Origin of the sequence: Metaplanococcus flavidus (assembly GCF_042675885.1) — a bacterium.
In the GTDB taxonomy this organism is placed as follows: Bacteria; Bacillota; Bacilli; order Bacillales_A; family Planococcaceae; genus Planococcus; species Planococcus flavidus.
In genome coordinates this window covers 241,658-267,627 of sequence record NZ_JBHTKI010000006.1, presented here as the reverse complement: position 1 = coordinate 267,627, position 25,970 = coordinate 241,658, and the positions used below count along the sequence as shown (strand labels likewise).

General features: G+C 44.3%; 28 protein-coding genes and 1 other annotated feature. Of the genes, 3 read left to right on the top strand and 25 right to left on the bottom strand.

Annotated elements, in window-relative coordinates; translation table 11 throughout:
- The first annotated feature begins 383 nt into the window (after positions 1 to 383).
- Entirely contained in the window at positions 384 to 1,223 is an 840-nt protein-coding gene (locus ACFQ1X_RS03885; RefSeq protein ID WP_144839163.1) for an NYN domain-containing protein, read from the top strand.
- Positions 1,224 to 1,532: 309 nt separating this feature from the next.
- Entirely contained in the window at positions 1,533 to 1,970 is a 438-nt protein-coding gene (locus ACFQ1X_RS03880; RefSeq protein WP_144839161.1) for a hypothetical protein, read from the top strand.
- A 63-nt stretch (positions 1,971 to 2,033) separates the two neighbouring features.
- Here the strand turns inward: ACFQ1X_RS03880 and ACFQ1X_RS03875 are convergent, their stop codons facing one another.
- The 12 genes from ACFQ1X_RS03875 to ACFQ1X_RS03820 form a co-directional block, all read right to left on the bottom strand.
- The gene (locus tag ACFQ1X_RS03875) at positions 2,034 to 2,477 is read right to left on the bottom strand and encodes a hypothetical protein (RefSeq protein ID WP_144839159.1); all 444 of its coding nucleotides are present in this window, start codon (positions 2,475 to 2,477) and stop codon (positions 2,034 to 2,036) included.
- Positions 2,478 to 2,621: 144 nt separating this feature from the next.
- Positions 2,622 to 4,586 carry an insertion element protein gene (locus ACFQ1X_RS03870; protein ID WP_144839157.1) on the bottom strand — a complete coding sequence of 655 codons (1,965 nt, stop codon included), beginning with the start codon at positions 4,584 to 4,586 and terminating at the stop codon, positions 2,622 to 2,624.
- Positions 4,579 to 4,809, bottom strand: a complete 231-nt coding sequence (locus tag ACFQ1X_RS03865; RefSeq protein ID WP_144839155.1) for a hypothetical protein — start codon at positions 4,807 to 4,809, stop codon at positions 4,579 to 4,581. The genes ACFQ1X_RS03870 and ACFQ1X_RS03865 overlap by 8 nt, the downstream gene beginning before the upstream one ends.
- 273 nt (positions 4,810 to 5,082) lie before the next feature.
- Positions 5,083 to 5,811: a class I SAM-dependent DNA methyltransferase gene (locus ACFQ1X_RS03860; RefSeq protein WP_144839153.1), complete on the bottom strand. Its 729-nt coding sequence runs from the start codon at positions 5,809 to 5,811 to the stop codon at positions 5,083 to 5,085.
- The gene (gene rsfS / locus ACFQ1X_RS03855) at positions 5,808 to 6,146 is read right to left on the bottom strand and encodes a ribosome silencing factor (protein WP_144839151.1); all 339 of its coding nucleotides are present in this window, start codon (positions 6,144 to 6,146) and stop codon (positions 5,808 to 5,810) included. The genes ACFQ1X_RS03860 and rsfS overlap by 4 nt, the downstream gene beginning before the upstream one ends.
- On the bottom strand, positions 6,143 to 6,718 hold the full coding sequence (yqeK, locus tag ACFQ1X_RS03850) for a bis(5'-nucleosyl)-tetraphosphatase (symmetrical) YqeK (protein ID WP_144839149.1): 576 nt from the start codon (positions 6,716 to 6,718) through the stop codon (positions 6,143 to 6,145). Before yqeK ends, rsfS begins: the two co-directional genes overlap by 4 nt.
- Positions 6,687 to 7,274, bottom strand: coding sequence for a nicotinate-nucleotide adenylyltransferase (locus ACFQ1X_RS03845; protein ID WP_144839145.1), 588 nt, complete (start codon positions 7,272 to 7,274; stop codon positions 6,687 to 6,689). Before ACFQ1X_RS03845 ends, yqeK begins: the two co-directional genes overlap by 32 nt.
- A complete protein-coding gene (yhbY, locus tag ACFQ1X_RS03840; RefSeq protein WP_144839143.1) occupies positions 7,271 to 7,570 on the bottom strand; it encodes a ribosome assembly RNA-binding protein YhbY in 300 nt (99 codons plus the stop codon). Before yhbY ends, ACFQ1X_RS03845 begins: the two co-directional genes overlap by 4 nt.
- The gene (gene aroE, locus ACFQ1X_RS03835; protein ID WP_144839141.1) at positions 7,557 to 8,384 is read right to left on the bottom strand and encodes a shikimate dehydrogenase; all 828 of its coding nucleotides are present in this window, start codon (positions 8,382 to 8,384) and stop codon (positions 7,557 to 7,559) included. Before aroE ends, yhbY begins: the two co-directional genes overlap by 14 nt.
- Positions 8,385 to 8,394: 10 nt before the next feature.
- A complete protein-coding gene (gene yqeH, locus ACFQ1X_RS03830; protein ID WP_144839139.1) occupies positions 8,395 to 9,498 on the bottom strand; it encodes a ribosome biogenesis GTPase YqeH in 1,104 nt (367 codons plus the stop codon).
- Positions 9,491 to 10,027, bottom strand: a complete 537-nt coding sequence (locus ACFQ1X_RS03825; RefSeq protein ID WP_144839137.1) for a YqeG family HAD IIIA-type phosphatase — start codon at positions 10,025 to 10,027, stop codon at positions 9,491 to 9,493. Before ACFQ1X_RS03825 ends, yqeH begins: the two co-directional genes overlap by 8 nt.
- A 30-nt stretch (positions 10,028 to 10,057) precedes the next feature.
- Positions 10,058 to 10,831 (bottom strand): phosphatidylserine decarboxylase, encoded by a 774-nt coding sequence (locus ACFQ1X_RS03820; protein WP_144839135.1) that lies wholly within the window; start codon positions 10,829 to 10,831, stop codon positions 10,058 to 10,060.
- A gap of 94 nt (positions 10,832 to 10,925) precedes the next feature.
- Between ACFQ1X_RS03820 and pssA the strand changes: the two genes are divergently transcribed.
- Complete coding sequence (pssA, locus tag ACFQ1X_RS03815) at positions 10,926 to 11,465, top strand: CDP-diacylglycerol--serine O-phosphatidyltransferase (protein WP_144839133.1); 540 nt, start codon at positions 10,926 to 10,928, stop codon at positions 11,463 to 11,465.
- A 506-nt stretch (positions 11,466 to 11,971) separates the two neighbouring features.
- Here pssA and mtnN read toward each other — a convergent pair.
- The 13 genes from mtnN to mnmA all read right to left on the bottom strand — a co-directional run bounded on the left by mtnN (position 11,972) and on the right by mnmA (position 25,966).
- A complete protein-coding gene (mtnN, locus tag ACFQ1X_RS03810) occupies positions 11,972 to 12,676 on the bottom strand; it encodes a 5'-methylthioadenosine/S-adenosylhomocysteine nucleosidase (RefSeq protein WP_144839131.1) in 705 nt (234 codons plus the stop codon).
- 125 nt (positions 12,677 to 12,801) lie between these two features.
- Complete coding sequence (locus ACFQ1X_RS03805) at positions 12,802 to 13,572, bottom strand: YrrS family protein (RefSeq protein WP_144839129.1); 771 nt, start codon at positions 13,570 to 13,572, stop codon at positions 12,802 to 12,804.
- A gap of 511 nt (positions 13,573 to 14,083) precedes the next feature.
- On the bottom strand, positions 14,084 to 14,560 hold the full coding sequence (gene greA / locus ACFQ1X_RS03800; protein ID WP_144839126.1) for a transcription elongation factor GreA: 477 nt from the start codon (positions 14,558 to 14,560) through the stop codon (positions 14,084 to 14,086).
- An 81-nt stretch (positions 14,561 to 14,641) separates the two neighbouring features.
- A complete protein-coding gene (gene udk / locus ACFQ1X_RS03795) occupies positions 14,642 to 15,265 on the bottom strand; it encodes a uridine kinase (RefSeq protein WP_144839124.1) in 624 nt (207 codons plus the stop codon).
- A 26-nt stretch (positions 15,266 to 15,291) separates the two neighbouring features.
- Positions 15,292 to 15,903, bottom strand: coding sequence for an O-methyltransferase (locus ACFQ1X_RS03790; protein WP_144839122.1), 612 nt, complete (start codon positions 15,901 to 15,903; stop codon positions 15,292 to 15,294).
- An 89-nt stretch (positions 15,904 to 15,992) separates the two neighbouring features.
- Positions 15,993 to 17,117: an endolytic transglycosylase MltG gene (gene mltG, locus ACFQ1X_RS03785; protein ID WP_144839120.1), complete on the bottom strand. Its 1,125-nt coding sequence runs from the start codon at positions 17,115 to 17,117 to the stop codon at positions 15,993 to 15,995.
- 92 nt (positions 17,118 to 17,209) lie between these two features.
- A complete protein-coding gene (locus ACFQ1X_RS03780) occupies positions 17,210 to 17,518 on the bottom strand; it encodes a DUF1292 domain-containing protein (protein WP_144839118.1) in 309 nt (102 codons plus the stop codon).
- Between the two features lie 13 nt (positions 17,519 to 17,531).
- Positions 17,532 to 17,948: a Holliday junction resolvase RuvX gene (ruvX, locus tag ACFQ1X_RS03775; RefSeq protein ID WP_144839116.1), complete on the bottom strand. Its 417-nt coding sequence runs from the start codon at positions 17,946 to 17,948 to the stop codon at positions 17,532 to 17,534.
- 3 nt (positions 17,949 to 17,951) lie between these two features.
- A complete protein-coding gene (locus ACFQ1X_RS03770) occupies positions 17,952 to 18,218 on the bottom strand; it encodes an IreB family regulatory phosphoprotein (RefSeq protein ID WP_144839114.1) in 267 nt (88 codons plus the stop codon).
- A gap of 88 nt (positions 18,219 to 18,306) precedes the next feature.
- Entirely contained in the window at positions 18,307 to 20,931 is a 2,625-nt protein-coding gene (gene alaS, locus ACFQ1X_RS03765) for an alanine--tRNA ligase (RefSeq protein WP_144839112.1), read from the bottom strand.
- A gap of 421 nt (positions 20,932 to 21,352) precedes the next feature.
- Positions 21,353 to 21,561, bottom strand: a binding site (T-box leader).
- 78 nt (positions 21,562 to 21,639) lie between these two features.
- Complete coding sequence (gene recD2, locus ACFQ1X_RS03760) at positions 21,640 to 24,150, bottom strand: SF1B family DNA helicase RecD2 (RefSeq protein WP_144839110.1); 2,511 nt, start codon at positions 24,148 to 24,150, stop codon at positions 21,640 to 21,642.
- A gap of 23 nt (positions 24,151 to 24,173) precedes the next feature.
- Positions 24,174 to 24,833 carry a tetratricopeptide repeat protein gene (locus ACFQ1X_RS03755; RefSeq protein ID WP_379081407.1) on the bottom strand — a complete coding sequence of 220 codons (660 nt, stop codon included), beginning with the start codon at positions 24,831 to 24,833 and terminating at the stop codon, positions 24,174 to 24,176.
- 14 nt (positions 24,834 to 24,847) lie between these two features.
- A complete protein-coding gene (gene mnmA / locus ACFQ1X_RS03750) occupies positions 24,848 to 25,966 on the bottom strand; it encodes a tRNA 2-thiouridine(34) synthase MnmA (protein WP_144839106.1) in 1,119 nt (372 codons plus the stop codon).
- Positions 25,967 to 25,970: the final 4 nt, after the last annotated feature.

The window sequence follows — 25,970 nt, the reverse complement described above, 5'->3', positions numbered from 1 at the left end:
TTGTTGTGGTGACTACCATTATACAGGATTTGGGGAGGTGCTCTATTTTCATGCCGTTACACACCTAGAGCCGCAAGGTCTCGGAATTATGAAATTTACTCAATTTATTAGGAACAATTAAACAAGTCGATCAATTTGAAATTCAAATTGCTTGGCAAGAAGATGGTGAAGAAATTACAGAATCGCTGTTTTTTGAACACAATGACGAATAGTAAATTTTAATTTTTATAAAACTTAAAGCACCTGAATTCGCAAAGGTTTTCAAAAAACCTAAATTCGCGAATTGGCGGTGCTATTTTTTTCTTCTCATTTTCTCGCCTTTTCATTCTTTTTCATTATGCTTATCAAAATTGAAAGACTTTTTTGAATATGGATGGTGAGGAATGAATAAGAGTGACATCACTAAAATCAAAGACAGTTTCAACGCTAAAGTTTATGTTGATTACGATAATTTATCTATGCGTTTAGCTAGTTATGGGGAGACCATAGAAAGTTTAGATTTCTTTAGAAAAATAAGTAACAAATTTACCGAAAACGGATTATACATCAGCGAGATTGTATCGTTTGGGAATTTTGAGACTGATAATCCAATGATTCATTACACACAATCATACTTAAATACACAAGGTATTTCTTCTAGACATTGTTCAAACGCAACTAAAAATGCTGGTGATTTAGAAATGACAGTAGAAGGTGTAAAAGACCTTTACACTAATAAAACAATTGATGTTTTCGTTATCATTTCTAACGATAGAGATTTTATTCCTCTCATAAAAAGCATAAAATCTCAAAATAAAGTTGCGATAGTGATTTGTACAAAACGCGGGATAAATAAAATGTTGGCTGAATATGCAAATTTGGTTTATTACATCGAGGATCTGTTTACCCTTGAGGAAAAACCTCTCCTTGTAACTAAACACGATAAGAGAAGTTTTGACATTTTGGAATTATCTAAAACTATTTCTTTGGAAACTATTACAGAGGCGGAAACATATATGGCAAAAAATTTTGCTGATTACTTGCAAGTTTCTCCTTTAACTGAAAGGTACCTTAACTCGAATAGGTCAGTAGATGCGGTTTCAGCAATAGGATTCTTGAATATCTTTATTAAAAACAAAGATTTTGATAGAAAAGAAGCTGAAAGAATAATGGCTATAGCTCATAAATTAGAATTTATAAAAATTTATTTTGAAGAAGAAATAGAGAAATTCTGTATTAAATAAAAGAAATAGTTGACTTTTAGATAAAAGAGATTACTATATAAAAAAAGCTAAAGGAGTTCTAGGGAATTTTAGTGAGAGAGAAAGTAATTCTTTTTACATCTACGGCTTTATCTACGCTACGCTACATCTACGGCTTTATCTACGCTACGTTTATTTTAAAAAACTGTTTTTGATTTTTAAAAACAGTTTTTTAATATCTATATTTATTAAAAAGATAAAGTGAAAAGTAGAAATTTAAATAGTCTCATTAAATTTATTAAATAGAATATAATTATTTGGGTATACACTAAACAAAAGGAGGTATCTAAAATGATCGAACGACAAAAAGATATCGAAAAATTCATCAACGTTGTTAAAGAAGATTTAATGGAAATCTACAAAGTATCGGGCGAGGAAGCAATATCACTACTCAATAACTTTAAGATCCGCGAATTAATTGAAGAATACGGTGAATTGGTAGCACACTATCCGAGCCAGGAGTTAGCTAAAATGGCGTTCGACAAAAAAATAGAAAAGAGACCGATTCGTAAACTAGATCCAAATAATAAACCTGAACAAAAAGATGCCGAAGAATATATTGGAATGTTGATGTCAGAAATAAAAGCCAAGTATAACCTTAACGATGAAGAAACTGTAAACCTAATGATTGATTCAAGATTCGTAGAATCTTTTCAAGAAGATCCATATTTCTATTTTCACTATCATCCCGAAATAATTGCAAAACAAATCTATAATAGTAAAAGATGATTCATTTCCGATAGACAGGAAGTGATTTTTTAATGCAAAAAAATAACACCGCTAAAAGCGATGTTATTCGTTAGAATTTAATATTACTATTTCTGATTTTCCATCCCATATAATTTCTAATTCCAGTTCCTCATCTTCTTGTATTGGAACACAATTTCCACAAGAACCTTGTGCGAAACTTAAAGTTTCATCATTCATCATTATCCCAGATCCTTCAGAACTATTCGCTCCACTTTCGGTTTCAAGCTTATAATCTACCGTTTTTGGAGGTTCGCCTTCACCGATAAATTTGGCTGTTCCATTTTCTTCTACTTGATTTTCATTTTCACCTTTTTCAATAATATCTACTTCGTACTGCACTTCCCAACTTTCACTACTACCAGTAAAGTTATAATTACCTTCAGTAATAATAATTTCTGAAGAAAGTTCTGAAGAAGCATTTCCATTTTCGCTTGTACAACCGCTTAAAATAAATGCCAACATACACAATGAAATTATTTTTTTCACGTTCATTATCCTCCTTTCGGTATTCTCAGGTTCCCCCTCTATTTCCTCTTCCTTACTATTCTACCTTATTATTCAGATAATTATAGCGAGTTCCTTAAATTATAGAAAAAGCTCAACCAAAGATTTGGTCAAGCATTCGATGTTTTAACGTTTGTAGATGATGTCTTCCCAGGCATACACCTTGTCGGCAATACCAATTCTCTGAGCAGGAGTTTTTTTTTTTTTGATTTTCTTTCCGTCAGAATCTATTTTAACGGTTTGATAAGTCTTGCAGAAATTGTAGTAAGTCCGTAAAATCGTAAGATTCATTTGTGCGTATCTCGGATTGAAATTTGAATAGATATAACTCTTCCCATCGCCACGACTGGTGACAAGTGGTCGTTCCAATGTGGAAACAGACCTTCTAATTTGTTGGAGAAAGCTGTTAACCGAATTGTCGCTTACCTGAACAATGAATTTTGCAAGGACATTTCGTGGCAGATGGGTCATATCCGTTAAACAATCAACTTGCCGAATTCCTCGATCCATCATTCCGATTGGATGCTCAATTGGATTTTTTGCGTGAGTGTGATAAATCTCTCCATCGGCTGTTGTCTTCACTTGATGGAATCTGTGAGTCATTAACTTTTCATCTAAATAAAAGATAGCCAACTCACGAAGTGTATGATCGACATAACCGTTCTTTTTACCCCAGTCTTTCAAAAACTTAATGGAGTCCTTGAATTCAACGAACGCGTCTTTCCTTGATAGCTTTTTATTCACCTTAGACACAAACGTATAGGCTTTCTTCGCTTTAATTTCTTCGGCAAAGGTTCGGTTTATCGCTGTAATTAAGGAAACATCATCATCTGTAATCAATCGCCACTTTTTTGAGTTTACCATTTGCTTGATTAACCAAAAATGAGCAATCGCTGTATAGGTATGATTCACGTGTAGCCCATCCACATATAAAAAGCGTTTGTTGTAATGAGCAAGAGCACTGGAATAATCCATAGATGTTTGCGTGTCGGTTTTGCTTGGCATCATTGGGTGAGTGCCGTATTTCGTAAATTTACCGTTTTTACTTAGGAAATCATTCAGGTGATCGTCTTTGTAAATATCGGTATCAAAGTAAATTTGGTCTTTTGTGATATCCCAATCAAAACATACATCTGCACGAAATACATAACGCGAATAATGTTCGCTGCTAACGACAACTTGTGTAGGCAATTGCTTTTCAACGACCAAATGTTTCTCGGGATTTCGTTCGCCTTTTTTGCGAATGTTATTTAGGACATACATCATTTTATCGGTTTGTACCCAAAGTTCACGGAAATCTTTCTTTTGAAAAGCTTTTGTTTCCCTGGATTCTAAAAACTCTAAACAACATCGGTACAGCCATTCCAGTTTTGAATAATACGTGCTACGGCCAATGCCTAATATTTCGCAGGTTCGTGATACAGGTACGCGATTCACTAAATGCTTGGCAAATGTCGGCAGGATATCATTTCGTTGTTGGTGATAGCCTGTGCTTCTTGTTTTATCGGGTAAAACATTCGTGAATTTCTTACACGTTTTACATTGATAACGTTGTGAATTGGATGTACTTGTTCCACGCTTGTAAAAATCTTTCGGTTCTGTAAGTGGAGTTGATTCTGAGGTGCAGGTGTCTTTGTGGAATTGATATTCGGGTTCTATCGTCAATGTGGAGTTGATTCTGTGAAGTCGTTCAATTTCCGTGGCAATCGACCAATTGGACATTGTTCGCGTGTTGCAGTTGAGTGTTGGGATTCCGTCTGGATCGCGGTTGTCTTTCGAACAGACGATTACTTTTTTGTCATCTGAATTACCGAAAGAATATCTCAAACCTTTTCCCTTGTAAGGGATTTGTTCAAGACCATAATTCTTACAAAATGGATTGGCGCAATGGCTCACTTGAATTACGTGTTTCTTTCCGTTAAGTGTAAATTCGGTTGGTCGAAATATCTGATATCGAAAGTGTTCTTTGAAATCTTTCGGGTTGAGAACATCATATAAATCGTTTCGTTCGTCCAAATCAGTTTGTGTGACAGGTGGATCAACTCTAAGCAGGGTATCTGTTGAGTCGGCTAATCGGCGCATCTTACTCATCGAAGATACCCAATTCGCGCTTGATACGAACATTGTTCCGCAACTTTTGAACATACTCGATAAAATCATTGTCTTCAAGAAGTCCGCCAAGTGCTTCTTCTAATACCTGACTTTCGGTAAGTCCTGTGTAATCGGCGTAATGACAAACGAGTTTGCGCGTTCTCTCCGATAACTTGTATTCCGTTGGCTCGACATTCAGGTACTTTGGTTTGATGAATTTCATTTTAACATCTCCTTTTATTGGTAAATTTTCGTATAGCAAATGGTATGCAATTCGTGTACCAATTCGCTGCTATACAATACCTATTGTAAGCCAACTGAATAGTCTGTCAATTGAACTACCAAAAAAGTCGATTATTGAATGAAAACCTTGATATAACGGCAAAAAGAAAGAGACCAATTCAATTACGAATTTGGTCTCCGATTATATTGCGAATCTAAGTTTTGTACTTCAAAACGGAACCCGTTACCATAAATGGTGGTTTTGAAATTGCTGTTATACTTTTCTGGCACAGAAGAAAATTCGTTCGCTTTCAGCTGATGGTTCAGCATCGGAAAAATCTGCCGTAATTGATTCGATTACAAATCCGGCTGCTTTCAACCAGGTGCTGTAGGTCGAAGCCGAAAATGTCCGCTGCTCATGGGTTTCTTCAAACCGCTGATATAAATCTTCCTGCTGCCGAACAAAAAAGGAAATATCGTGTACAACGCTGTGTTCTTCAGCTCCCGGCTCGGTATGCCAGAGGAAAGAAACTTCCTCATCATCCAGAACAAACGGGCTGTCCATATAAACTTCATCCACTTTATGGATCGAATGAACATCAAAAAACAGCCTGCCGCCGTCGTTCAAAGCTTTATGCACTTCATTGAAAGTCTGTTGCACCTGTTCACCGGTCTTCAGATAATTCAACGAATCAATAGCGATGGTGACAACATCGAAACCTTGGAGACCTTCAAGATTGTCCATCGACAACTGATAGGTCGGAACACGCAGTCCCGCCTCCTGGAATCGCTGGTTCGCCATCGCCAGCATATCTTCTGACAAATCACTGGCTGTAACTTCATATCCGAGTTCAGCAAAAAGCTGGGACAATGTCCCGGTGCCACACGCCAGATCCAATAATTTTCCGGAAGTCTGCCTTGATGCCACCCACTCGACATATTGTTCATATGGTACGTCCTGCATCAGACTATCGTAGATTGATGCAAATTTTCCGTAGCTCATATTTCCATTTCAGGCGCTTCTCTCCATAGGCGCTCCAGATTGTAATAAGAACGTTCGTCCTTGTGGAAAACATGTGCAACCACATCGCCAAGGTCGACAAGAATCCAACGGGCAGAGTCGAATCCTTCGACACTTTTAACTTCATTTCCCGCTTCATTGGATTTCTCGATCAGTTCACGCGCAATCGCTTGAACTTGACGGTCTGAGTTCCCACTGCAGATAACGAAATAATCTGCGAGCAAAGAAATTCCCTCCATATTAAGGACAACGATGTCCTCGGCTTTTTTATCTTCGGCTGCTTGATAAGCCATTTGCAATAATGTATGTTCAGTCATTCTTTCACTATCCCTTTCTGTTGCACGAAGTATTCATAACACTTCAGTGAATCCGGATAAACCGGCTGATTTTTTGATACAAGAAAATCGATGCTGTGTTTGACGCAGGCTTCCATCATAACATCTAATCCCTGTTCTTTTAATTGACGCAATTCTTCGACGCCTCCAAACTTTCTGTTCGGTTCCACGAGATCGGCAATATAGACCACTTTTTCCAAATCTGACATACCTGCGCGACCCGTCGTATGATACCGGATGGCATTTAAAACATCTTCATCCGTTACGCCAAACTCGTAAGACGCGACATAAGCACCCACCGGAGCATGCCATAATTCTGAATGATATTCCAATAGCAATGGATCCATATTTTCTTTTTCGATAATGGATTTCATCCATTCACGATCGGAAAACTTTGCAACGTCATGAAGAATGGCAGCTACCTGTGCTTTTTCCTGCGGCACGCCAAAACGGATGGCGAGTGCAGTTGCGGTGTTCAACACTCCGACAACATGGCCGTAGCGATTATCGGGGAGCCTTTTTTTAACTATCTGAAGCATCCTGCTCTGATTCATACAACCTCTCCTTTCGGATATAGGCTTCGACTTTCTCCGGCACGAAAAATGTTAATGGCCGGGCAGCTGCAACTCTTTCCCGCAGCATTGTCGAAGAAAGATGCATTTCTGGTGAATCGATCATCATGATTGGAAAATCGGTGGAAGTGTCATAGCCCGGCCGGCCGATTCCGACAAACTGAACTATATTTGCCAATTCGTGGATCCGGTGCCAGGAATTCAAATCTGCGATTGAATCTCCTCCGATGATGAAATAAAATTCCGTTTCCGGTTCCCTCGCCATCAATGCGCTGACCGTGTTGTAGGTGTAGGAAACGCCGCCTTCCGTAATTTCAAAATCTTCGATGCGGAATTGCGGAAAGCCTTCAATCGCCAATTGCGTCATTTTCAGACGCTGGGCAGCATCCACACCCTGGACCTCCTTATGCGGAGCAATCGCGTTCGGCATGAATCTGACTTCGTCCAAACCCAGGCTGTGAAAAGCTTCATTGGCCATGATCAGATGTCCGAAATGCGGCGGATTAAAGGTGCCTCCCAAAATTCCGGCCTTTTTCATCTTTTCACCGGCAGCTCGATCCGCTTATTGTTCACTGACTGTTTATAAAGAACAACTGTATGGCCAATCAATTGCACCAATTCAGCTTTCGTTCCTTTGGCCAATTTTTCAGCCACTTCGTTCTTATCATCTTCATTGTTCTGCAGAATGCTGATTTTCACCAATTCGCGTTTTTCCAGTGCTTCTGAAATTTGAACGAGCATTGCTTCGTTGACTCCGCCTTTGCCGACCTGAAAAATCGGATCGACGTGATGTGCTTCACTTCTTAAAAAACGTTTTTGCTTACCTGTTAACATAAGTGCCTCCTAGTTTTTCCGTTATCATTTGAATCATATTATCAGTATCCGGTTTTAGGCCGGTCCATTTTTCAAAAGCGATAGCGCCCTGATAAACGAACATGCCAACACCATTCAGCGTTTTGCAGCCTTTCTCTTCGGCGACTTTCAGGAATGGTGTCTTTATCGGATTATAGACGATATCAGCAGCCAGTGTGCCAGCCCTGATATTTTGGAGTGAGATCGGTAAAGCTTCATTCTCTGCCAAACCGACTGATGTAGTTTGGATGATGATATCGAAGTCGCCCAGTTTTTTCTCGGCTTCCGCTTTCACCATTGACTTGCTGCCGCTTTCATCAGCCAGTTCCTCAGCGCGTCGATGAGTTCGGTTAGTGATTGTGACATCTCCGAATCCCCTGCGTTTCAGAGCAAAACTGATGCCTCTTGCTGCCCCGCCCGCGCCAATCAGCAGAACTTTGGAATCGGGACTGGACTCAGTGGTCAAAAGAGATTCCACAAAACCATCACCGTCCGTATTGCTCCCTTTATAAAGCTTGCCTCCGCGCACAACTGTGTTGACAGCATCCATCATCGACGCAGTGTCATCCACTCCGTCGAGCAGGGGAATGATGGCCTGTTTATGCGGCAATGTCACATTGAAACCGCTCACCCCCAAAGTTTGGAGTGATTCGAATGCCTGCTTCAGGTTTGAAGGTTCAACATGAATCGGTATAAATGTTGCGTCTATACCGTTTTCTTTGAACCAGGTATCGTGCATCAATGGGGACAACGAATGGGAAATCGGGTCGCCGATCACCGCATACCACTTCTTCATCCAATTCCTCCTAGATAAGAGATGGCCGCAGCATTACTTCTACACCTTTTGGAGCGTGCACTGCGACAATTACATCCGGATGCTGAACCGTAACCCAGCCAAGCCCGGAAAAAACAATATCGGTTTTTGCGTCTTTGATACGAAATTCGTGGCGCACCAATTTCGGATAATCTTCCTTGAATTCTTCAGACGGCGGTGCCAGCATGCCGCCAAAATGCTGCTCGTATAAAGCATCGGCATTGTCCAACTTCGTCCGGTGAATCGGCAGGTCATTGGCAATATGGAACGTGAATGAAGATCGATCCCCTTTTATGAAATCCAATCTCGCAAGCCCGCCGATAAACAGGGTTTGTTCCGGATTGAGCTGGAAAACCCTTGGTTTGATCTCTTTTTTCGGCATGATTTTTTTCAAATCGGCCGGATTGAGGTAATGGGCAAGCTGATGGTGATTGATGATTCCCGGCGTATCGTATAACGATTGTTTATCGTCGAGTGGAATCTCGATCATATCGAGCGTTGTGCCCGGGAAATGGGACGTGGTGATGATGTTATCCTGCCCCGTGGCCTGTTTGATGATGCGGTTGATGAATGTGGATTTTCCGACATTCGTCGAACCGACCACGAATACATCGTTGCCTTTGCGGTAATGTTCGATCGCTTCCATCGCTTCCGGCACGCCTTTGCCACTGGCGGCGCTGACAGTCAAAATATCAACCGGTTTCAGGCCAAGCTTGTTCGCTTCGCGCTTCATCCATTGCAGCAGTTTTTGCTGCTTGACCGATTTGGGCAATAAATCCGCTTTATTGGCAATCAAGAGGATTTCGTTGTTGCCGACAAACCGGTGAAGGCCAGGCAGCCAACTGCCGTTAAAATCAAAAATATCCACGATTTTAACAATCAGGCCTTTGCGTTCGCCAAGGCCATTCAAAATTTTTAGAAAATCATCGTCCGTCAGGGAAACCGGCTGCAATTCATTGTAATTCTTTAACCGGAAACACCTTTGGCAAATAATTTCTTCTTTTTCCAATGACGATGCTGGCGCATAGCCCAGCTCACCGGGATGTTCTGTTTGTATCTGTGCACCGCAGCCGATGCAATTTGGCATTTCAGTCAATTTTTTCTTCCTCCCAAGTCATATAACCTTTGTCTTTCAACCTCTTCATGATACGGCGCTCGACCAGTCTGTTGAAACGCGTAAAGAACCCGTCGGATTTTGCGACCGGCAGGACGAGGATGGTATGCAGTTTATTGCGGTTGCCGCCAAAAATATCGGTCAGCATTTGATCACCGATAACGACGACGTTTTCCCGCTTGACGCTCATAATTTTCAACGCTTTCCGAAAAGCTTTGCCCATCGGTTTTCGCGCCTGGTAAATGAATGGAATGCCCAGTGGATCCGCAAATGACTTGACGCGCAATTCATTATTATTGGAAACAATGACAACCTGGATTTCCGCATCTTTCATCGTTTTCAGCCAATCTATCAGCATTGGCGTCGCTTCGGGACGGTCCCATTCGACCAGTGTATTATCGAGATCAGTGATGATGCCGCGGATATTTTTCTCCAGCAGGCTTTCCGGTGTGATATCAAACACTGTTCTGACGTATTGGCTCGGTATAAATTTCTGGTACACTTTTAACAACTCCTGTATCTTCCAACTTAATGTTAATGATTATAGCATATTTGCCAGTGCTTCTCCCACTTTGATCGGTTCACAATCCACAATATTCTCCGTAAAACGGAAACAGTCCGCTTCGAAAAACAAAACGACGGTTGAGCCGAAACTGAAATAGCCGACCTCTTCCCCTTTTTTCCATTCATCACTAGTGTTTGTGAGTTCGATCGAGTTGACGAACATGGCTCCGACTTTGACCATCAGCACATTGCCTCTTCCAGTCTCAATTTCAGATATGAGCCGATAGTTGCCGCTGATGGGAGCTTTGCCATAAAGCAGCCCGGATTGATTGACCGGATATGATTTTTTGCCGAGCACAAATTGTTTCGAAATTTTTCCGTCTGCCGGACTGTGGATCCGGTGGTAATTTGCGGGCGAAAGATAAAGAACCGCGTAATTGCCATTCGAATACCGTTTCGCCATTTCCTCGCTGCCCAACAGTTCTGCGAGTGAATATTTCTGGCCTTTAACAATAAAGCGGCTGTCTTCCTGCAATTTTCCTGCTATTTCAACTTTGCCGTCAACCGGGGAAATGATATCCGTATCCGCTTGCGGCCGGCTTCCAGGCTTCAATTTCCGTATAAAAAAATCGTGCAGAGTAGGAAATCCCTCCACTTCTCCGACAATTTCATCCGTATTAATTTTATATGCTTTTACATAATTTTTGATGGCCATCCTGCTTCCTGAAAAATTTGCAAAACGCTGCAGCAAGTTGGAAGTCACAGGGCCGTTCGTTAATTCAATTGTATATTGATATAATCTTTTCTTCATAGAAACACCTCCAGCATGATAAAAGTCTACCATTTTTTCCAAACGAACAGTATAATGAAAAGAAGATCATTTTGTGCTTAAGGAGGATTCTCCATTGATTATTATAGAACGGATGGACCATACAATAAAAAAATTGAAATCGCACACGGCCAATATGCTTACCATCGGAAATCTCGCATTTGGCGGCGCGGCATTGATGGCCGCCCTTAACGGTTCTTACAGTTTCAGCGTATTATTTATCTTCATAGCCGCTTTTCTGGATCGTTTTGACGGCATCGTTGCACGCAAGCTTAACCAGGAATCAGACCTCGGCAAACAATTGGATTCCATGAGCGATATCATTTCTTTCGGTGTAGCCCCCGCGATTCTCATTTACCAATTGGCGTTGAGCGATTTCGGCATAGCTGGCATGGTATTCACTGTGATTTATATTTCAAGCGGGGCATTCCGCCTGGCACGATTCAATATCAGTGAATCGAACGGCTATTTTACAGGTCTGCCGATCACTGCAGCAGGAACCATCCTTACGCTTTCATACTTCGGACTGGAAGCATTCCCTTCAGTCGTTTATATGTTCCTGATTCTAATTTGCTCACTGCTGATGATCAGCACGTTTACCTTAAAAAAAGTATAAGCAAAAGCTGCCGGATATTTTCCGGCAGCTTTTTTGATAGTTGAGAAAGAGAAACTGTAAATCGATATTACGCAAAACAGCTTGCTAAGACTTTGACCGAAGCTTGCGAGGTCAAGTCTTTGCGACGAAGCAGCGAAGCGATGCAACGCCCTTTCATGTCTCGAAGCTAGCATAGCGATGCAGAGACAGGAGCATGCTTATTTAACCCTATGCCCTGGGCGTCTTCGCTGTTTTGCTCCATATCTTATGAAACTTTTCTACAAATTAGGTAAATGGTTTGGAGAAGCGTCCGCTCGACTCCTTCGGATCAGCGAGTCGGCCGAGACCCCGCAGGGAATGGGATGGGCAAAAGACTTTTGCCCATCCCATTTGCGACGAAGCTAGCGAAGCGATACAGGAGCACCGGGTTTTAGAGTGAGCGAGGAGGCTTGGACATGAGCCCGAGGAAAGCGAGCGGTAAGCTTCGGAAAACCGTGATTGTTAAAGTTTTTACTATATTATTTGTATTACAACCTTGACGCGAGGCGTTCCACTACACGCAGGACGATTTTTGTCGAATGTTCGGCTGCCACAGGCAGGAATTCATCGAACGACACCGATGATTCTTTTCCGGCAATATCCGATAGGGCACGGATGACAACAAATGCTGTATCAAACTGGTAACAAACTTGTGCCACTGCTGCAGCTTCCATTTCAGCCGCTTTCATGTCTGGAAAATGACTGCGCACCAGTTCAACACGTTGCGGATCACTCATGAATGAATCTGCGGTAGCGATCAGCCCTATCGCATATGGCAGTTCCTCTAATTCACTGACTGCTTTTTCTGCCAGCTCAATCAGTTCGGGGTTGGAATGGAAAGCTGCAGGCATTTGTGGCACCTGGCCCATTTCATAACCGAATGCAGTAACATCCACATCATGATGGCGCACTTCGTCAGAAATGACAATTGAACCCACTTCCAGATTTTCATCAAAACCTCCGGCGGATCCGGTGTTGATCACCAGCTCTGGTTTGAAATGCTGGAGCAGTATTGTGGTGGACATGGCCGCATTGACTTTGCCGATGCCGCTTTTCAATAATATGATTTCCTGTCCCTGGTATGTGCCGGATGTGAACTCACAATTCGCTATCACTTCCGTTTGCGTATCCTCCATGCTCCCGCGCAGCAATTCAACTTCTTCTTCCATTGCACCGATGATTCCAATTCTCATTTTTTACCGTCTCCTTTAAAATTTATACCTGTTATACAGACAATCGATTAAGTTCAAAATTAATGTAGGGCCTGCTGTTCAGATTCACATTGGAGCTGTTCCAGCTCAGAAAAAAAGACGCTGTTTTAATAAGCGCCTTCTACAGTATTCAGTATATCCATTTTAACAGGTTTCCAACCTTCTGTTTCCACCCATTCCAAATGTACACGATATTTTTTTGATTTATCTTTCGATTGAACAGTACCGACCGATTTCTGCGGGCCACCGCCGTTGCCGATATGCATAATGTACATCTCGTCTTCAGCAAGACCGGTTGCATAAGTTATTGCCTTGACTTTCTCCTGCCAGTCCACTGAATTAGTGTCGTAAACAGAAACATGGTCACCGCTTTGGCTAGTGCCTACAGGCTCCCAGCTCGTGTTGATGATGCTTTCTTTGACTACAGGGTCATTCGATTCCTGACGGGTAATTGTGCCACCGGTTACAGAGCCCTGTTCTTCATCATTTTCTTCTGCAGTTTCTGTATCTTTATCTTCTTCATTTTCTTCGTCTTCAGTTGCCGGCTCAGATTCTTCCTCCGCTGGCTCATCCGATTGTTCATCTTCTGAAGCCTGGTCTTCTTGTTCCGGGCTTTCAGTCTGGTCTTCGGTGTTATCTGTCTGTTCTTCCTCATCGCTTATCCCGTCGCTCGCTTCATCATCTGTATCTGTGGAAATCTGAACTGATTCAGGTTCCTGGGCATTGTCGGTATCATCCATCTGCCCGAGGAATATAAAAGCTCCCACGATAAGAATTAATGCAAATACCAGTCCAATCATTACATTCAACATTGAATTAGTGGAGGATTGGTTCTTCTTATTCACTCGCGAGGGATAAGGTTTTTTTTCATTTGCCATAGTTGTAGCCTCCCCTTCTTTGGTATTCTATCATAATTTTATGTAACAAATTTAACTATCATGATAAATTTCTGTGTCATTTATGGTCTGCTTCGTTGTTTCAAGGCATTAAAGTCTTTTTGAATAATTTTCTGTATATGTTGTATTAATAAAGTAGGCGATATTCCGCAAAACAGGTTGCTAAGACCTTGGCCGAAGCTTGCGAGGTCAAGTCTTTGCGACGAAGCGACGAAGCAGCGAAGCGATGCAGGAGCATGCTTATTTCCCCTTCTCCAAGGAGGCGTCTTCGCTGTTTTGCTCCATATCTAAGCTGCTCTCTCAGCGCCGGCGCGGCTCAGGACTGGGCGGAGCAATAAGACGAGTGGTCTTCTCGGCTTATTGCGGGAGCCTTGTCCATAGCGCCGAAGCGGGAGGAAAATGGTGAATCTTAAATTTAAAATTAATAGATTGAATTGGTTTAAGAAGCGTTTCATTTAAAAACAGCCATCCTTTGAAAGAATGGCTGGTGAGTTTACGTAATGGAAACGATTTCGATTTCCATTTCCCCGCCGGGAGTCAATACTTTCACACGATCACCGGTAGTGCGGCCAATCATGCTTTTAGCAATTGGTGAATCATTCGAAATGCGGCCTTCCAGTGGATCCGCTTCTGCAGAACCTACAATTGTATAGGATTCTTTGTCGCCATCCGGAACTTCCACAAATGTCACGGTAGTGCCCAGTCGGACTGTGTCATTGCTCATATCATTTGCATTTATGATCACCGCATTGCGGATCATTGATTCCAGAGTTGAAATACGTCCTTCAACAAACGCCTGATCTTCTTTGGCTGAATCGTACTCAGCGTTCTCAGACAAATCACCGAAATCACGGGCGATTTTAATCCGTTCAACCACTTCTTTGCGTTTAATCGTTTTCAGGAAGTCCAGTTCGTCCTCTAACTTCTGCTTTCCTGCAGCTGTCATCGGAAATTGTTTTTCGTTAGCCATTGTTCCCCACTCCTTCAACTGCTGACTATAGATTTTTGAAAAATCTGTCAGTCTCGTCTCATCATAGTCTAATTTCCAGTTCTATTCAAGAATTGTTTTAATTTTTGTAACCATCAAATCGATGGCGACTTCATTTTGGCCGCCTTCAGGAATGATGACATCCGCGTAGCGCTTTGTCGGTTCGATGAATTGGTTATGCATCGGCCGCACGACATTGAGGTATTGATCGATAACCGAGTCGATCGTCCGTCCGCGTTCATTGATATCCCGCAGGAGCCGGCGGATGATCCGAAGGTCTCCGTCCGTATCGACGAACAGTTTGATATCCATCAAATCCCTTAAGCGTTTGTCTTCCAGCACCAAAATCCCTTCCAGTATGATAACATCTTTCGGGTCAATTGGAATAGTTTCTTCTGCACGGGTATGAACCGCATAATTATAGACAGGTTTTTCAATTGGCCTGCGTTCCAATAATTCATTGATATGATTTATCAAAAGGTCTGTATCGAAGGCCAAAGGGTGATCGTAGTTCGTAGCCAATCGTTCTTCAAACTCAAGATGGCTTTGGTCCTTATAATAATAATCCTGCTCGATGACAACAACGGAATGTTCTTTGAACACTTCGTAGATGGAATTCGTGACACTTGTCTTGCCGGAACCTGAACCTCCGGCGATGCCGATAACTACCGGTCTGTTTTTTGACATTTAAGACTGCTCCTTGCATATTATCATTATTTTTTGCGTTTTTTGCAAACCATGATGCCGTCCCCGATTTGGAGCAGTTTCGTATCATAATCGGCATGCGCCATCATCCGTTCACGAAATTTACTCAGATTACGTATCATGGTGCGCTTTCTTCGTGGAATTTCCTGCAGCGGGACAGTGGACATGCCGTGCATATGCATATTATCACAGTATATTATGCCACCATCATTAAGCAATACTTCGTATTTTTCAAAAAAACGTTCATATTGTCCTTTTGCCGCATCGATAAAAATAGCATCGTAACCATCCCCGAGTAAAGCAATATCCATATCGAGCGCGTCCTGCCGGTAGATGCTGATCCGTTTCTGCAAGCCCGTTTCAGCGATAAATTCCACCGCTTTTTGATACCGTTCTTCATCCCGCTCAATCGTATCAATGAATGCATCAGGCAATGCCTGGGCCATTTTCAGAGCGGAAAAACCGATGGCAGAACCGATTTCAAGAATGCTGGCGGGATTTTGATCCGTCAATAAAGCCGTCAAATGGCTGATGCCTTCATCTTCCATAATTGGCACATGCTGTTCCAGGGCGAAATTTTTTATTGCCAGAATTGTATTATCGAATTGCTCTTTGTCCATCTAGAAAACCCCTTTTTGAAACAGCCAAAATTCCTTCAAATGATAACATAAAACAAGAAGGAATGCGAGTTCGCTTCCTTCTTGTTTCCTTAATTGCCTATATATTTATCTCTATTTTCGAGGTGTTCCTCATATGTTACAGCGAAATGATTGGTTCCTTCCGAATCAGCAAGGAAGTAAACAAAGTCCGTAGTTGCCGGGTCAAGCACCGCTTGGATGGATGAAGCACCTGCAGAGGCAATCGGGCCTGGTGGCAGGCCTTTATTGATATACGTGCTGTAAGGATGATCGAATTGATAATCCTCATTAAACAGCCGGTCGCGATGCTCGCCCATTGCATAAATGACAGTCGGGTCAGTCTGCAGAGGCATATCCTGTTCCAAGCGATTGTAGAACACTGAAGCGATGATTTCACGATCAGACTTTGCTGTAGCTTCTTCTTCAAGCAAGGAAGCAAAAGTCAGAAGCCAGTGCGGCGTCTCCCCGAGATCTTCAAGGACCACCGAATACGGTGCAATATTAGCCTGTGTTGCATCCAGCATCTGCTCAATAATCAATTCCAATGATGGATCTTCTTCATAGAAAGGATACGTCGCAGGGAATAAATAGCCTTCAAGTGCATACCGGATATCTTCACCTTTGATTTCTTCTGTTAGAAGACCTGGATAATTCGACATCAGGTTATCGATATAAGCTTCATCCGTCACTTTCTCCATAAACTCTTCTGCCGTATAATCAGTCTTCTCTGCTATTACATTTTCGGCAATCTGATCAAGCGTCAAACCTTCCGGAAAATTGATAGTGAACAAAGGTTCACGATAAACTTTACCGGTTTTTAAACTTTGAGTTATCTCATCCAAAGTCATCGAGGGCAGTAAACCGTATGTTCCCGCCTGAAACTCAGCTTCGTTGTTAAACTTTACATAATATTTATAGATGCGGGCATCTTCGATGATGCCGTTCTCTTCCAGCAAAGCTGCAATGCTGTCAAGATTCGATCCGATCGGAACTTCCACTTCAACGACTTCCTCTGAATCCGGATCCACCGGCGCCAAAGCCGACGTTACGTAATTATAGCCCTGGTATCCGGCAATCGCTGCTGTTATTAAAAGTATAAGCGAAATTACAAAAACGATCCGGCGTACCACTTTCACTTCTTTTTTCTTCTCTCTCATGCGGTCAAACATGATATCAATCTTTGACTTGTTTTCCACGGGTTCCCCCCCTTACCTATTCTTTTCCATTATACAAGAAATCTGAACAAAAGAAAAAGGCGGAATTTGATTGCAATTCCGCCTTCCTGAAATTAAAGCTCTTCGTTTTCTTCTTCTTCAGCAAGAAAAGTGTTAAGCATTTCTTCGATCATATCCCACTCTTCATCCGTTTCAACCGGCAATAATGCTCCGCCGTCCACTTTTCCGTCAGCGTCTGTGCTTTCAGTAAATGAAGATGCCTGGATTTCAATTTCGCCGTCATCATCTTCTTCAGCGCCTACCGGGAAATACAATACATAGGATTTACCGAAATCTTCTGAGTCAAATGTAAACAAAACTTCAAATAATTGCTCGTTGCCGTTTTCATCAACGACTGTGATGTGTTCTTGTCCGTGTTCCATTGTCGTCACCTCATCATTTTTTAAAATCAAGATAGCCTTGCAGAATCATGACTGCAGCCATCTTGTCGATCACTTTTTTGCGGTTCTTCCGACTGACATCCGCGGAGATCAGCATCTTCTCAGCTGCCGCAGTTGTCAGCCGTTCATCCCATAATACCACTGGTATAGCATACGCTTCTTTGAGCAAAGCTGCAAATCTTTCGGATGCTTCAGCCCGTGGTCCAATGGAATTGTTCATGTTTTTCGGATAGCCGACCACTACTTCAGTTACTTCATATTGGCTGATCAGTTCGCCAAGGCGGTCCATGCCGAATTCATCGATCGCTTCATTGATCTTCACAGTCTCAACACCCTGAGCCGTCCAGCCGAATGCATCGCTGATCGCCACGCCGACTGTTTTAGAACCAACATCCAGCCCCATAATTCTCATAGTTTATTCCTCATTATTCTTTTTGATATAAAACTTCACAAGCTCTTCCAGCATTTCATCGCGTTCGAGTTTGCGAATCTTATTTCTTGCATCCTGATGGCGAGGAATATAAGCCGGGTCACCGGATAATAGATAGCCGACTATCTGGTTAATCGGGTTATAGCCTTTTTCTTCCAAGGATGCATGTACTTCCAGCATCACTCGTTTTACATCCTGCTCCATCGATTCATCAGACGAATCAAATTTCATTGTGCGATCGAATGAACTCACGATAAGCACCTCGCTTTCGGATTTAAATAGGTCGAATCTTTTCCGCTGCCTGATTACCATTATATACGATAGCCAACATTTATTAAACCTATTTGACTAAGCTATAGACCGACTCGAGTGCGCCGTCCAACTTGCTCGGTTCTTTAGCTCCTGCCATTGCCATATCCGGACGGCCGCCGCCTTTTCCTCCGCATTGTTCAGCTACATGTTTGACGATTTGTCCGGCATGATAGTTCCCGCCTGCCAATTCTTTTGTAACTCCGGCTGCCAGCATGACTTTATCTCCGTCGACAGCTCCCAGCACGATTACGGCATTGTCGAGTTTCCCTTTCAGGTCATCCATCATCTGGCGCAATTGATTGTTGTCTTTTGCTTCAACGCGAGCCGATAACACTTGAATGTCACCGACAGTTTTAACAGAATCAAGGATGCCGGCAGACTGTGCATTTGAGATTTTTGCCATCAGCGATTCATTTTCGCGCTGCAATGCTTTTCCTTCTGCAAGGATCGTGTGTGCTTTCTGAACAAGATCTTTTGGATTCGATTTCAATAATGAAGCCGTTTCTTCCAAAATTTCTTCACTGTTCTTCATGCTTTCGTAGGCATCTTTGCCAGTCAGTGCTTCGATGCGGCGGATGCCGGCACCGATGCCGCTTTCGGAAACGAGTTTGAACAAACCGATTTCAGCTGTATTGCCCACATGGACACCGCCGCAAAGTTCGAGCGAATAGCCACCGATTTCCACCACACGGACAACATCTCCGTATTTTTCACCGAACAGGGCCATGGCCCCCATATCTTTCGCTTCCTGCAAATTATGATAGCCGGAAACAACTGCGATGCTGTCCCAGATTTTATTGTTAACAATTTCTTCGATCTGTCTGAGTTCTTCAGCTGTCACCTGGCCGAAATGCGAGAAGTCAAAACGCAGACGGTCAGGCCCGACATAAGATCCTGCCTGGTTGACATGGCTCCCGAGAACATCTTTCAACGCCTGATGCAAAAGGTGCGTCGCTGTGTGATTTTTCACCGTGTGGCTGCGTTCAGCGGAATCCACTTGGGCTTCAACAGCTGTTTTCGTCAACTCCCCGGAATCGATCCGGATTGAATGGAGATTTTGGCCATTCGGTGCTTTTTTGACATCCAGCACGAATGCCTGCACCAGGTCATTGCGTAAAATACCATGGTCGGCAATTTGTCCGCCGCTTTCCGCATAGAATGGTGTCTGGTCGAGAATCACCTGAACTTCCTCGCCTTCCTGAGCAGAGTCAACGAGTTCTCCATCTTTGATGATGAACAATACATTCGCTTCAGCGACTGTATCGCTGTAGCCGATAAATTCACTCGGCTCTGTAATTTTGCCGAGAACTTCTGACTGGGTCTGCATCGAATTGACATTCTGGCGGGCGCTGCGGGCACGGTCGCGCTGTGCTTTCATCGCGCTTTCAAAGCCTGAATGATCGATTGTCATCCCCGCTTCCTGTGCGTATTCTTCCGTCAGCTCGATTGGGAATCCGTAGGTGTCGTAGAGACGGAACGCATCCTCACCTGGAATTTCATTGCTGCCGGCAGCCTTTTGTTTATCAGAAACACTGGACAGAATAGCGAGCCCCTCATTCAAAGTTTCGTGGAAACGTTCTTCTTCGAGTTTCATGACGCGTACAATAAAGTCTTCTTTGTCGCTCACTTCAGGGTAGAACGTCTTCATGATATCGCCGACAACCGGAACCAATTCGAACATGAACGGTTTCTCAATACCCAATTTCTTCGCGTAACGCACTGCCCGGCGCAGGAGTCTGCGCAACACATAACCGCGGCCTTCATTGGATGGCAAAGCACCATCACCGATTGCAAAAGCGACTGTCCGGACGTGGTCGGCAATCACTTTGAATGCCAGATCGCTGTCACTGTCTTCGCCATATTTTTTGCCGGAAACTTCTTCTGTTTTCCTGATGATCGGCATAAACAGATCGGTGTCGAAATTCGTTGGAACATCCTGGACGACACAAGCCATCCGCTCCAGCCCCATTCCTGTATCGATGTTCTGTTTTGGCAGCGGCGTGTATGTGTGATCCGCATTGTGGTTGAACTGAGAAAATACAAGGTTCCAAATTTCCAGGTAACGGTCATTTTCTCCGCCAGGGTATAATTCCGGATCGCTCAGATCATTGCCGTAGCTTTCCCCGCGGTCATAGAAAATCTCAGAGTTCGGACCACTCGGGCCTTCGCCGATATCCCAGAAATTCCCTTCCAGACGGATAATGCGTTCAGCCGGCACCCCTACTTCGTTGAGCCAGATATCGTAAGCTTCTTCGTCTTCCGGGTGTACTGTAACCGACAGGAGCTCAGGATCGAATCCAATCCATTTTTCGTCTGTAAGAAATTCCCACGCCCAATGGATTGCTTCTTTTTTGAAGTATTCACCGATCGAAAAATTCCCGAGCATTTCAAAGAAGGTATGGTGGCGGGCCGTTACGCCGACATTTTCAATGTCGTTCGTGCGAATGGATTTTTGCGCATTGACAATACGCGGGTTTTTCGGGATGACGCGGCCGTCGAAATATTTCTTCAAGGTTGCGACACCGCTGTTGATCCACAATAACGATGGATCCTCAAATGGTACAAGCGGAGCACTCGGCTCCTGATCGTGTCCTTTTTCTTTGAAAAAGTCTAAATAAAGCTGTCTGATTTCTTCTGCTTTTAAATTCTTCATGTTTTTTCCTCCTATTTAAGCTACGATTTGTATCCGATATTCCGCAAAACAGCTTTGAAGACATTAGCCGACGCAAGCGAGGCTAAGTCTTTGCGACGAAGCAGCGCAGCGATGCAGGAGCACTGGGAGAGATTCGCACTTCGTCGAAACGACGTTGGAAAACCAACGCCGTTTCTGCTCCCCTAGGCGTCTTCGCTGTTTTGCTCCATATCTAAGCGAAACACTTTAAGATGAATGAGCGGAAGGTGGCGACTCCTGCGGGAAAAAGAGCGTGTCCTGAGACCCCGCAGAGAGCGAAGCGAACGAGGAGGCTCAGGCCGCTCCCCGCGGAAAGCGTCCGCCTGGAGCGATTTCATCTGGCTATAACACCAATTAAATAGAACGGGATGAAATAAAAATAGCCTCCATCCCTTGCGTAAACGCAAGGGACGAAGGCTATCTGTTCGCGGTACCACCCTAATTACACGGAAAAATCTCCGTGTCTCTCATTGGCGCCTTAACGCGGCTTTACGGCAGGGATTGGCTGCACTCAGGAGTAGCTTTCTAAAATATCATCGCGAAGGCCCTTTCAGCCGGGGGACCTATTTCTGGACGCATGCTATCTTATACTTTCTCCATCTACGTTTTAACTATCTGTATAAGTTGAATTATAGGAAAATAATTGTCCCCTGTCAACAACAGGGGTTGTCCGGGTTTCAGATGGCGCTTTTAAGATTCGATAAAATCGCGCGGGGTAATACCCTTCATGCCGATAAGCGGATGGATGGCATGGACATTATCGTTCGTCAGAGCTGCCGGGCCATTGGTTTCAGCAGGAACCGATTGTTCCTTGAGGATCTGAGGTTCAACGGGTTTTTGTGCCCCGCCCACCTGTTCGCCTGACTCATTTGCTTGTACAGATTCAGTTGCATCTGCCGTTTCTTTCGGTTCATTGTCATCCGTTGTCGGTTTGGACAGCGACAGCCGGTCTTTCAGCGTCGTCATCCGTTTGGTGTCATCGGTGCGCTCGACTCCGTAACGGAAGACGCCCGGGTCCCCGCAAAGGATCAGGAAATCTTTGCTGCGGGTGATGCCGGTGTAGAGAAGGTTACGGCGCAGCATTTTCATATAGCCGCGCACGACGGGCATGATGACGGTCGGGAATTCAGAGCCCTGTGATTTATGAATCGAGCAGCAATAGGCGAGCGTAAGCTGATTCAAGTCGCTGCGCTGATAAGTCACTTCGATGCCGTCGAATGACACCACCAGTATATCCTGCTTTTCGACTGTCTCCTTCGCTTTCATGATGGCGACCACTTCGCCCATATCGCCGTTGAACACATTGCTCTCCGGCTGATTGACTAGCTGCAGCACCTTGTCTTTTATACGATAGGTGATATCGCCGAAAACGAGTTCTTTCCGTTGGCCGTCGTCGTTCGGATTGACCATCTGCTGGATCAGCTTGTTCAATGCGTCAATTCCCGCCGGCCCTTTGTACATCGGCGCAAGCACTTGGATGTCTTTGATGTGGTGCCCTTTGGCAAGTGCACTTTTCACCACTTTTTCAACCACTTCCGGTATTTGCTCGGCTCCCGCTTTGATAAATGAGCGGTCTGCCGTTTTGGCGGTGATATCCGCCGGCAATTGCCCATTCTTCATTTGATGCGCCAGTTCGATAATCGATGAACCAGAAGTCTGGCGGTATATATCTGTCAGCTCCACTGTCGGGATGCGCTCAGATTCGAGAAGATCCCGCAACACCTGCCCCGGTCCGACCGGCGGCAGCTGATCCTGATCACCGACGAAAATAATCTGGGCGTCATCCGGCACAGCCTTCAGCAATTGATGCGCAAGCCACGTGTCGACCATCGACATCTCATCGATGATGATCAGTTTGCCTTCAATTTCTTTTTCGGTTTCCTCATCTTTTTCCTGTCCGTTAAAGCCGAGCAGCCGGTGAATGGTCATCGCCGGAAGTTCCGTCGATTCGCTCAGGCGTTTCGCCGCGCGTCCCGTCGGAGCAGCAAGGATGATCGGGAACGGTTCTTTTTTCTTGGCGTAATCTTTAGGATCCAGCGACAGGCCGTGAAGTTCGCCATAGACTTCTACCAGCCCGCGGACGACGGTCGTCTTGCCGGTTCCGGGCCCGCCCGTCAGGATCATGACAGATGAATTGATGCTGGATTCGATGGCCTGCACCTGTGTTTCCGCGTAATTGACGCCGAGCCGCTCTTCCGCTTCACCTAGTGCTTTACGCACTTCTGATGACGGAAAACCGTCTCGCGTTTCCTGGGAAGCAAGCAGTGTTTCCAGTTTCGTCGCAATGCCGACTTCGGAATAATACAATGACGGCAAATAAAGGCGCGTTTCTTCCCCCGCGACTTTCGACTCTTCATTTAATTCGATTGCGGCTTTTGAAATGGCATCTATCGAAATTTCTTCCTGCTGCCTCGCTTCGAGCATTTCCTTCACTTGCGGAATCAGCGTTTTCGCATCGATGTACACGTGCCCTTCCGACAAGGAGGCCTGATTCAATAAATGCAGGATCGAGGCTTTGATGCGGTCGGGGTGGCTGCCGGTCAATCCCAGTTTCGCGCCGAGCTCATCCGCGCGCTGAAATCCGATGCCTTCGATTTCCTCGATGAGGCGGAAAGGATTTTTCGTGAGGATATCGATTGTCTCTTCACGGTACGCCTGGAAAATGCGCATGCCCACCTGCGGGCCGAATCCCCAATCATTAAGCTGGATCATTACTCGTTCAAGACCGAGGTTCATTTGCAGCGTTGAGCGGATCGTATCTTTCTTCTCGTCGGACAGACGGGGTACCACATCAAGCGCTTCCGGATCTTCCAGAATTTTCTTGATGGCATTCATGCCCAGTTTTTTGACGATGGTTTCTGCTGTTTTCCGTCCGATGCCGTTGAACATATCGCTCGACAGGTAATGGACGATGCCTTGTTCTGTTTCCGGTACTTCTTTGGAGAAAGTCTCCACCTGGAATTGGATGCCGTAACGCGGGTGATTTTTTACCGCTCCCGTAAAACGGTATTCCTCTTCCATGGAAAGTTCGGGAAAATAGCCGGAAACGATGATTTCTTTGTCTGTATACGAGGTGTTTGTCTGTTGGATTTTCACTTTGGCGATAGTGAAAAGATTTTGGGGATTATGAAAAATTGAAACGACCGGCCGACCAAGCACAAATTGCGTTTCTTCCTGGAATAAATCAATTTGTCCTGTCATGCCGATCGTTCCCCTTTCCTGTTTTATTGCAGATTTGTTTTTATCATATCATATGCGTAACGTGCCATTTCATTTTCTTCATCAAGTATAAATGCCTGCTCAAGATGATGCATGGCATCTGCCGTACGATTTGTAGACACGGCATACAACACACCCAGATTATAATGCGCATCCGAATGGTCAGGTTCCAGTTGGAGCACTTTCAGAAATTGCGGCTCCGCCAACTCGAATAATTCCATTGATGCGAGGCTGACACCGTAGCTCATGCGGGCAGGAACGTCACTTTCATCCAATTCCACTGCACGTTGCAGATAAGGCAGCGCCAGTTTGGCCTGGCCCAGCCGCTCCAAGCATTTGCCCATCATGAAATGGGCATCTGCGCCTTCCAAATTATAGTGCACCGCTTTTTCGTACAGCTTTAAAGCTTCTTCAAAGCGCTCTTCGTTGAAATAAAGATTGGCCAGTCCGTAATAGGCAGTTGCAGAGGTTTCATCCAGCGTGATCGCTTTTTGGAAAAAGCGCTCGGCCCGCTCAATTTCGTCCATTGACGTCAGAACATGCCCAAAATTGATATAGCCAAGGGGATTTTCCGGCTCTGCTTCAATTGCATTCGTAAACGCTTCTACCGCTTCTTCGGTTTTGCCATCCTGAATGGCCTGTATGCCGATTTCATTGTAATTCATCTGAATCTCTCCCATTACCCTACGTATTCAAGGCGTGCGCCTTTTTTAAACACTTTATCGATTGTTCCGCCTCCCAGGCACTCGTCGCCGTCATAGAAAACGACTGCTTGTCCAGGAGTAATGGCGCGAACCGGCTTGTGGAATGTGACGATCGCTTCGCCGTCTTTCATTTCAACCGTAACCCCCGTGTCTTCCTGGCGGTAACGGAATTTGGCCGTGCAATCGAATTTTTCTGCCGGTGGAGTTTGAGAAGTGAAACTCAAATTCACTGCACTCAAGCTGTCTGAATATAGCGCATCGTGATGGAAATTCTGGCCGACATACAAAATATTGCGGTCGAGATCTTTGCCGATAACAAACCACGGATCGCCAGCTCCGCCGATGCCGAGTCCCTGGCGCTGCCCAATCGTGTAATACATCAAACCGTCGTGTCCACCCATTTTCATGCCTTCCAGCGTTTCCATCGAGCCAGGCTGTGCTGGAAGATATTGGCCGAGAAATTCCTTGAAATTGCGCTCGCCGATAAAGCAGATGCCCGTCGAATCTTTTTTCGTGGCTGTCGCAAGTCCCGCTTCCAACGCGATTTCGCGCACCCGTTTCTTTTCCATATGGCCGATTGGGAACATCACTTTCGATAATTGCTCCTGATCCAATTGGTTGAGGAAATAAGTCTGGTCTTTATTATTATCCTTGCCGCGCAGCATTTTGGTTTCGCCGTTGTCTGTATATGCAACTTGCGCGTAATGGCCTGTTGCCAGGTAATCCGCTCCAAGGCTGAGCGCATGCTCCAGAAATGCTTTGAATTTGATTTCTTTATTGCACATTACATCCGGGTTCGGTGTTCTGCCGGCTTTGTATTCATCCAGAAAATAGGTGAAAACCTTATCCCAATATTGTTTTTCAAAGTTGACGGCGTAATACGGAATGCCAATCTGGTTGCACACCCGGATGACGTCCTCGTAATCATCTGTTGCTGTGCAGACGCCGTTTTCATCGGTGTCGTCCCAGTTTTTCATGAAGATACCGATGACATCATAGCCTTGTTCCTTCAATAAATAAGCGGCAACCGAAGAATCGACTCCTCCGGACATGCCGACAACTACCCGCGTATCCTGCGGTGTTTTTTCTGTCATATCC

Bases quoted from the DNA above. Each gene is read 5' to 3' on its own strand.
- ACFQ1X_RS03885 (WP_144839163.1), top strand. From the start codon at position 384: ATGAATAAGAGTGACATCACTAAAATCAAAGACAGTTTCAACGCTAAA.
- ACFQ1X_RS03880 (WP_144839161.1), top strand. From the start codon at position 1,533: ATGATCGAACGACAAAAAGATATCGAAAAATTCATCAACGTTGTTAAA.
- ACFQ1X_RS03870 (WP_144839157.1), bottom strand. From the start codon at position 4,586: ATGAGTAAGATGCGCCGATTAGCCGACTCAACAGATACCCTGCTTAGA.
- ACFQ1X_RS03865 (WP_144839155.1), bottom strand. From the start codon at position 4,809: ATGAAATTCATCAAACCAAAGTACCTGAATGTCGAGCCAACGGAATAC.
- ACFQ1X_RS03860 (WP_144839153.1), bottom strand. From the start codon at position 5,811: ATGAGCTACGGAAAATTTGCATCAATCTACGATAGTCTGATGCAGGAC.
- rsfS (WP_144839151.1), bottom strand. From the start codon at position 6,146: ATGACTGAACATACATTATTGCAAATGGCTTATCAAGCAGCCGAAGAT.
- yqeK (WP_144839149.1), bottom strand. From the start codon at position 6,718: ATGAATCAGAGCAGGATGCTTCAGATAGTTAAAAAAAGGCTCCCCGAT.
- ACFQ1X_RS03845 (WP_144839145.1), bottom strand. From the start codon at position 7,274: ATGAAAAAGGCCGGAATTTTGGGAGGCACCTTTAATCCGCCGCATTTC.
- yhbY (WP_144839143.1), bottom strand. From the start codon at position 7,570: ATGTTAACAGGTAAGCAAAAACGTTTTTTAAGAAGTGAAGCACATCAC.
- aroE (WP_144839141.1), bottom strand. From the start codon at position 8,384: ATGAAGAAGTGGTATGCGGTGATCGGCGACCCGATTTCCCATTCGTTG.
- ACFQ1X_RS03820 (WP_144839135.1), bottom strand. From the start codon at position 10,831: ATGAAGAAAAGATTATATCAATATACAATTGAATTAACGAACGGCCCT.
- mtnN (WP_144839131.1), bottom strand. From the start codon at position 12,676: ATGAGAATTGGAATCATCGGTGCAATGGAAGAAGAAGTTGAATTGCTG.
- ACFQ1X_RS03805 (WP_144839129.1), bottom strand. From the start codon at position 13,572: ATGGCAAATGAAAAAAAACCTTATCCCTCGCGAGTGAATAAGAAGAAC.
- greA (WP_144839126.1), bottom strand. From the start codon at position 14,560: ATGGCTAACGAAAAACAATTTCCGATGACAGCTGCAGGAAAGCAGAAG.
- udk (WP_144839124.1), bottom strand. From the start codon at position 15,265: ATGTCAAAAAACAGACCGGTAGTTATCGGCATCGCCGGAGGTTCAGGT.
- ACFQ1X_RS03790 (WP_144839122.1), bottom strand. From the start codon at position 15,903: ATGGACAAAGAGCAATTCGATAATACAATTCTGGCAATAAAAAATTTC.
- ACFQ1X_RS03780 (WP_144839118.1), bottom strand. From the start codon at position 17,518: ATGGAACACGGACAAGAACACATCACAGTCGTTGATGAAAACGGCAAC.
- ruvX (WP_144839116.1), bottom strand. From the start codon at position 17,948: ATGAGAATTATGGGGCTGGATGTTGGTTCTAAAACAGTCGGCGTGGCG.
- alaS (WP_144839112.1), bottom strand. From the start codon at position 20,931: ATGAAGAATTTAAAAGCAGAAGAAATCAGACAGCTTTATTTAGACTTT.
- recD2 (WP_144839110.1), bottom strand. From the start codon at position 24,150: ATGACAGGACAAATTGATTTATTCCAGGAAGAAACGCAATTTGTGCTT.
- ACFQ1X_RS03755 (WP_379081407.1), bottom strand. From the start codon at position 24,833: ATGAATTACAATGAAATCGGCATACAGGCCATTCAGGATGGCAAAACC.
- mnmA (WP_144839106.1), bottom strand. From the start codon at position 25,966: ATGACAGAAAAAACACCGCAGGATACGCGGGTAGTTGTCGGCATGTCC.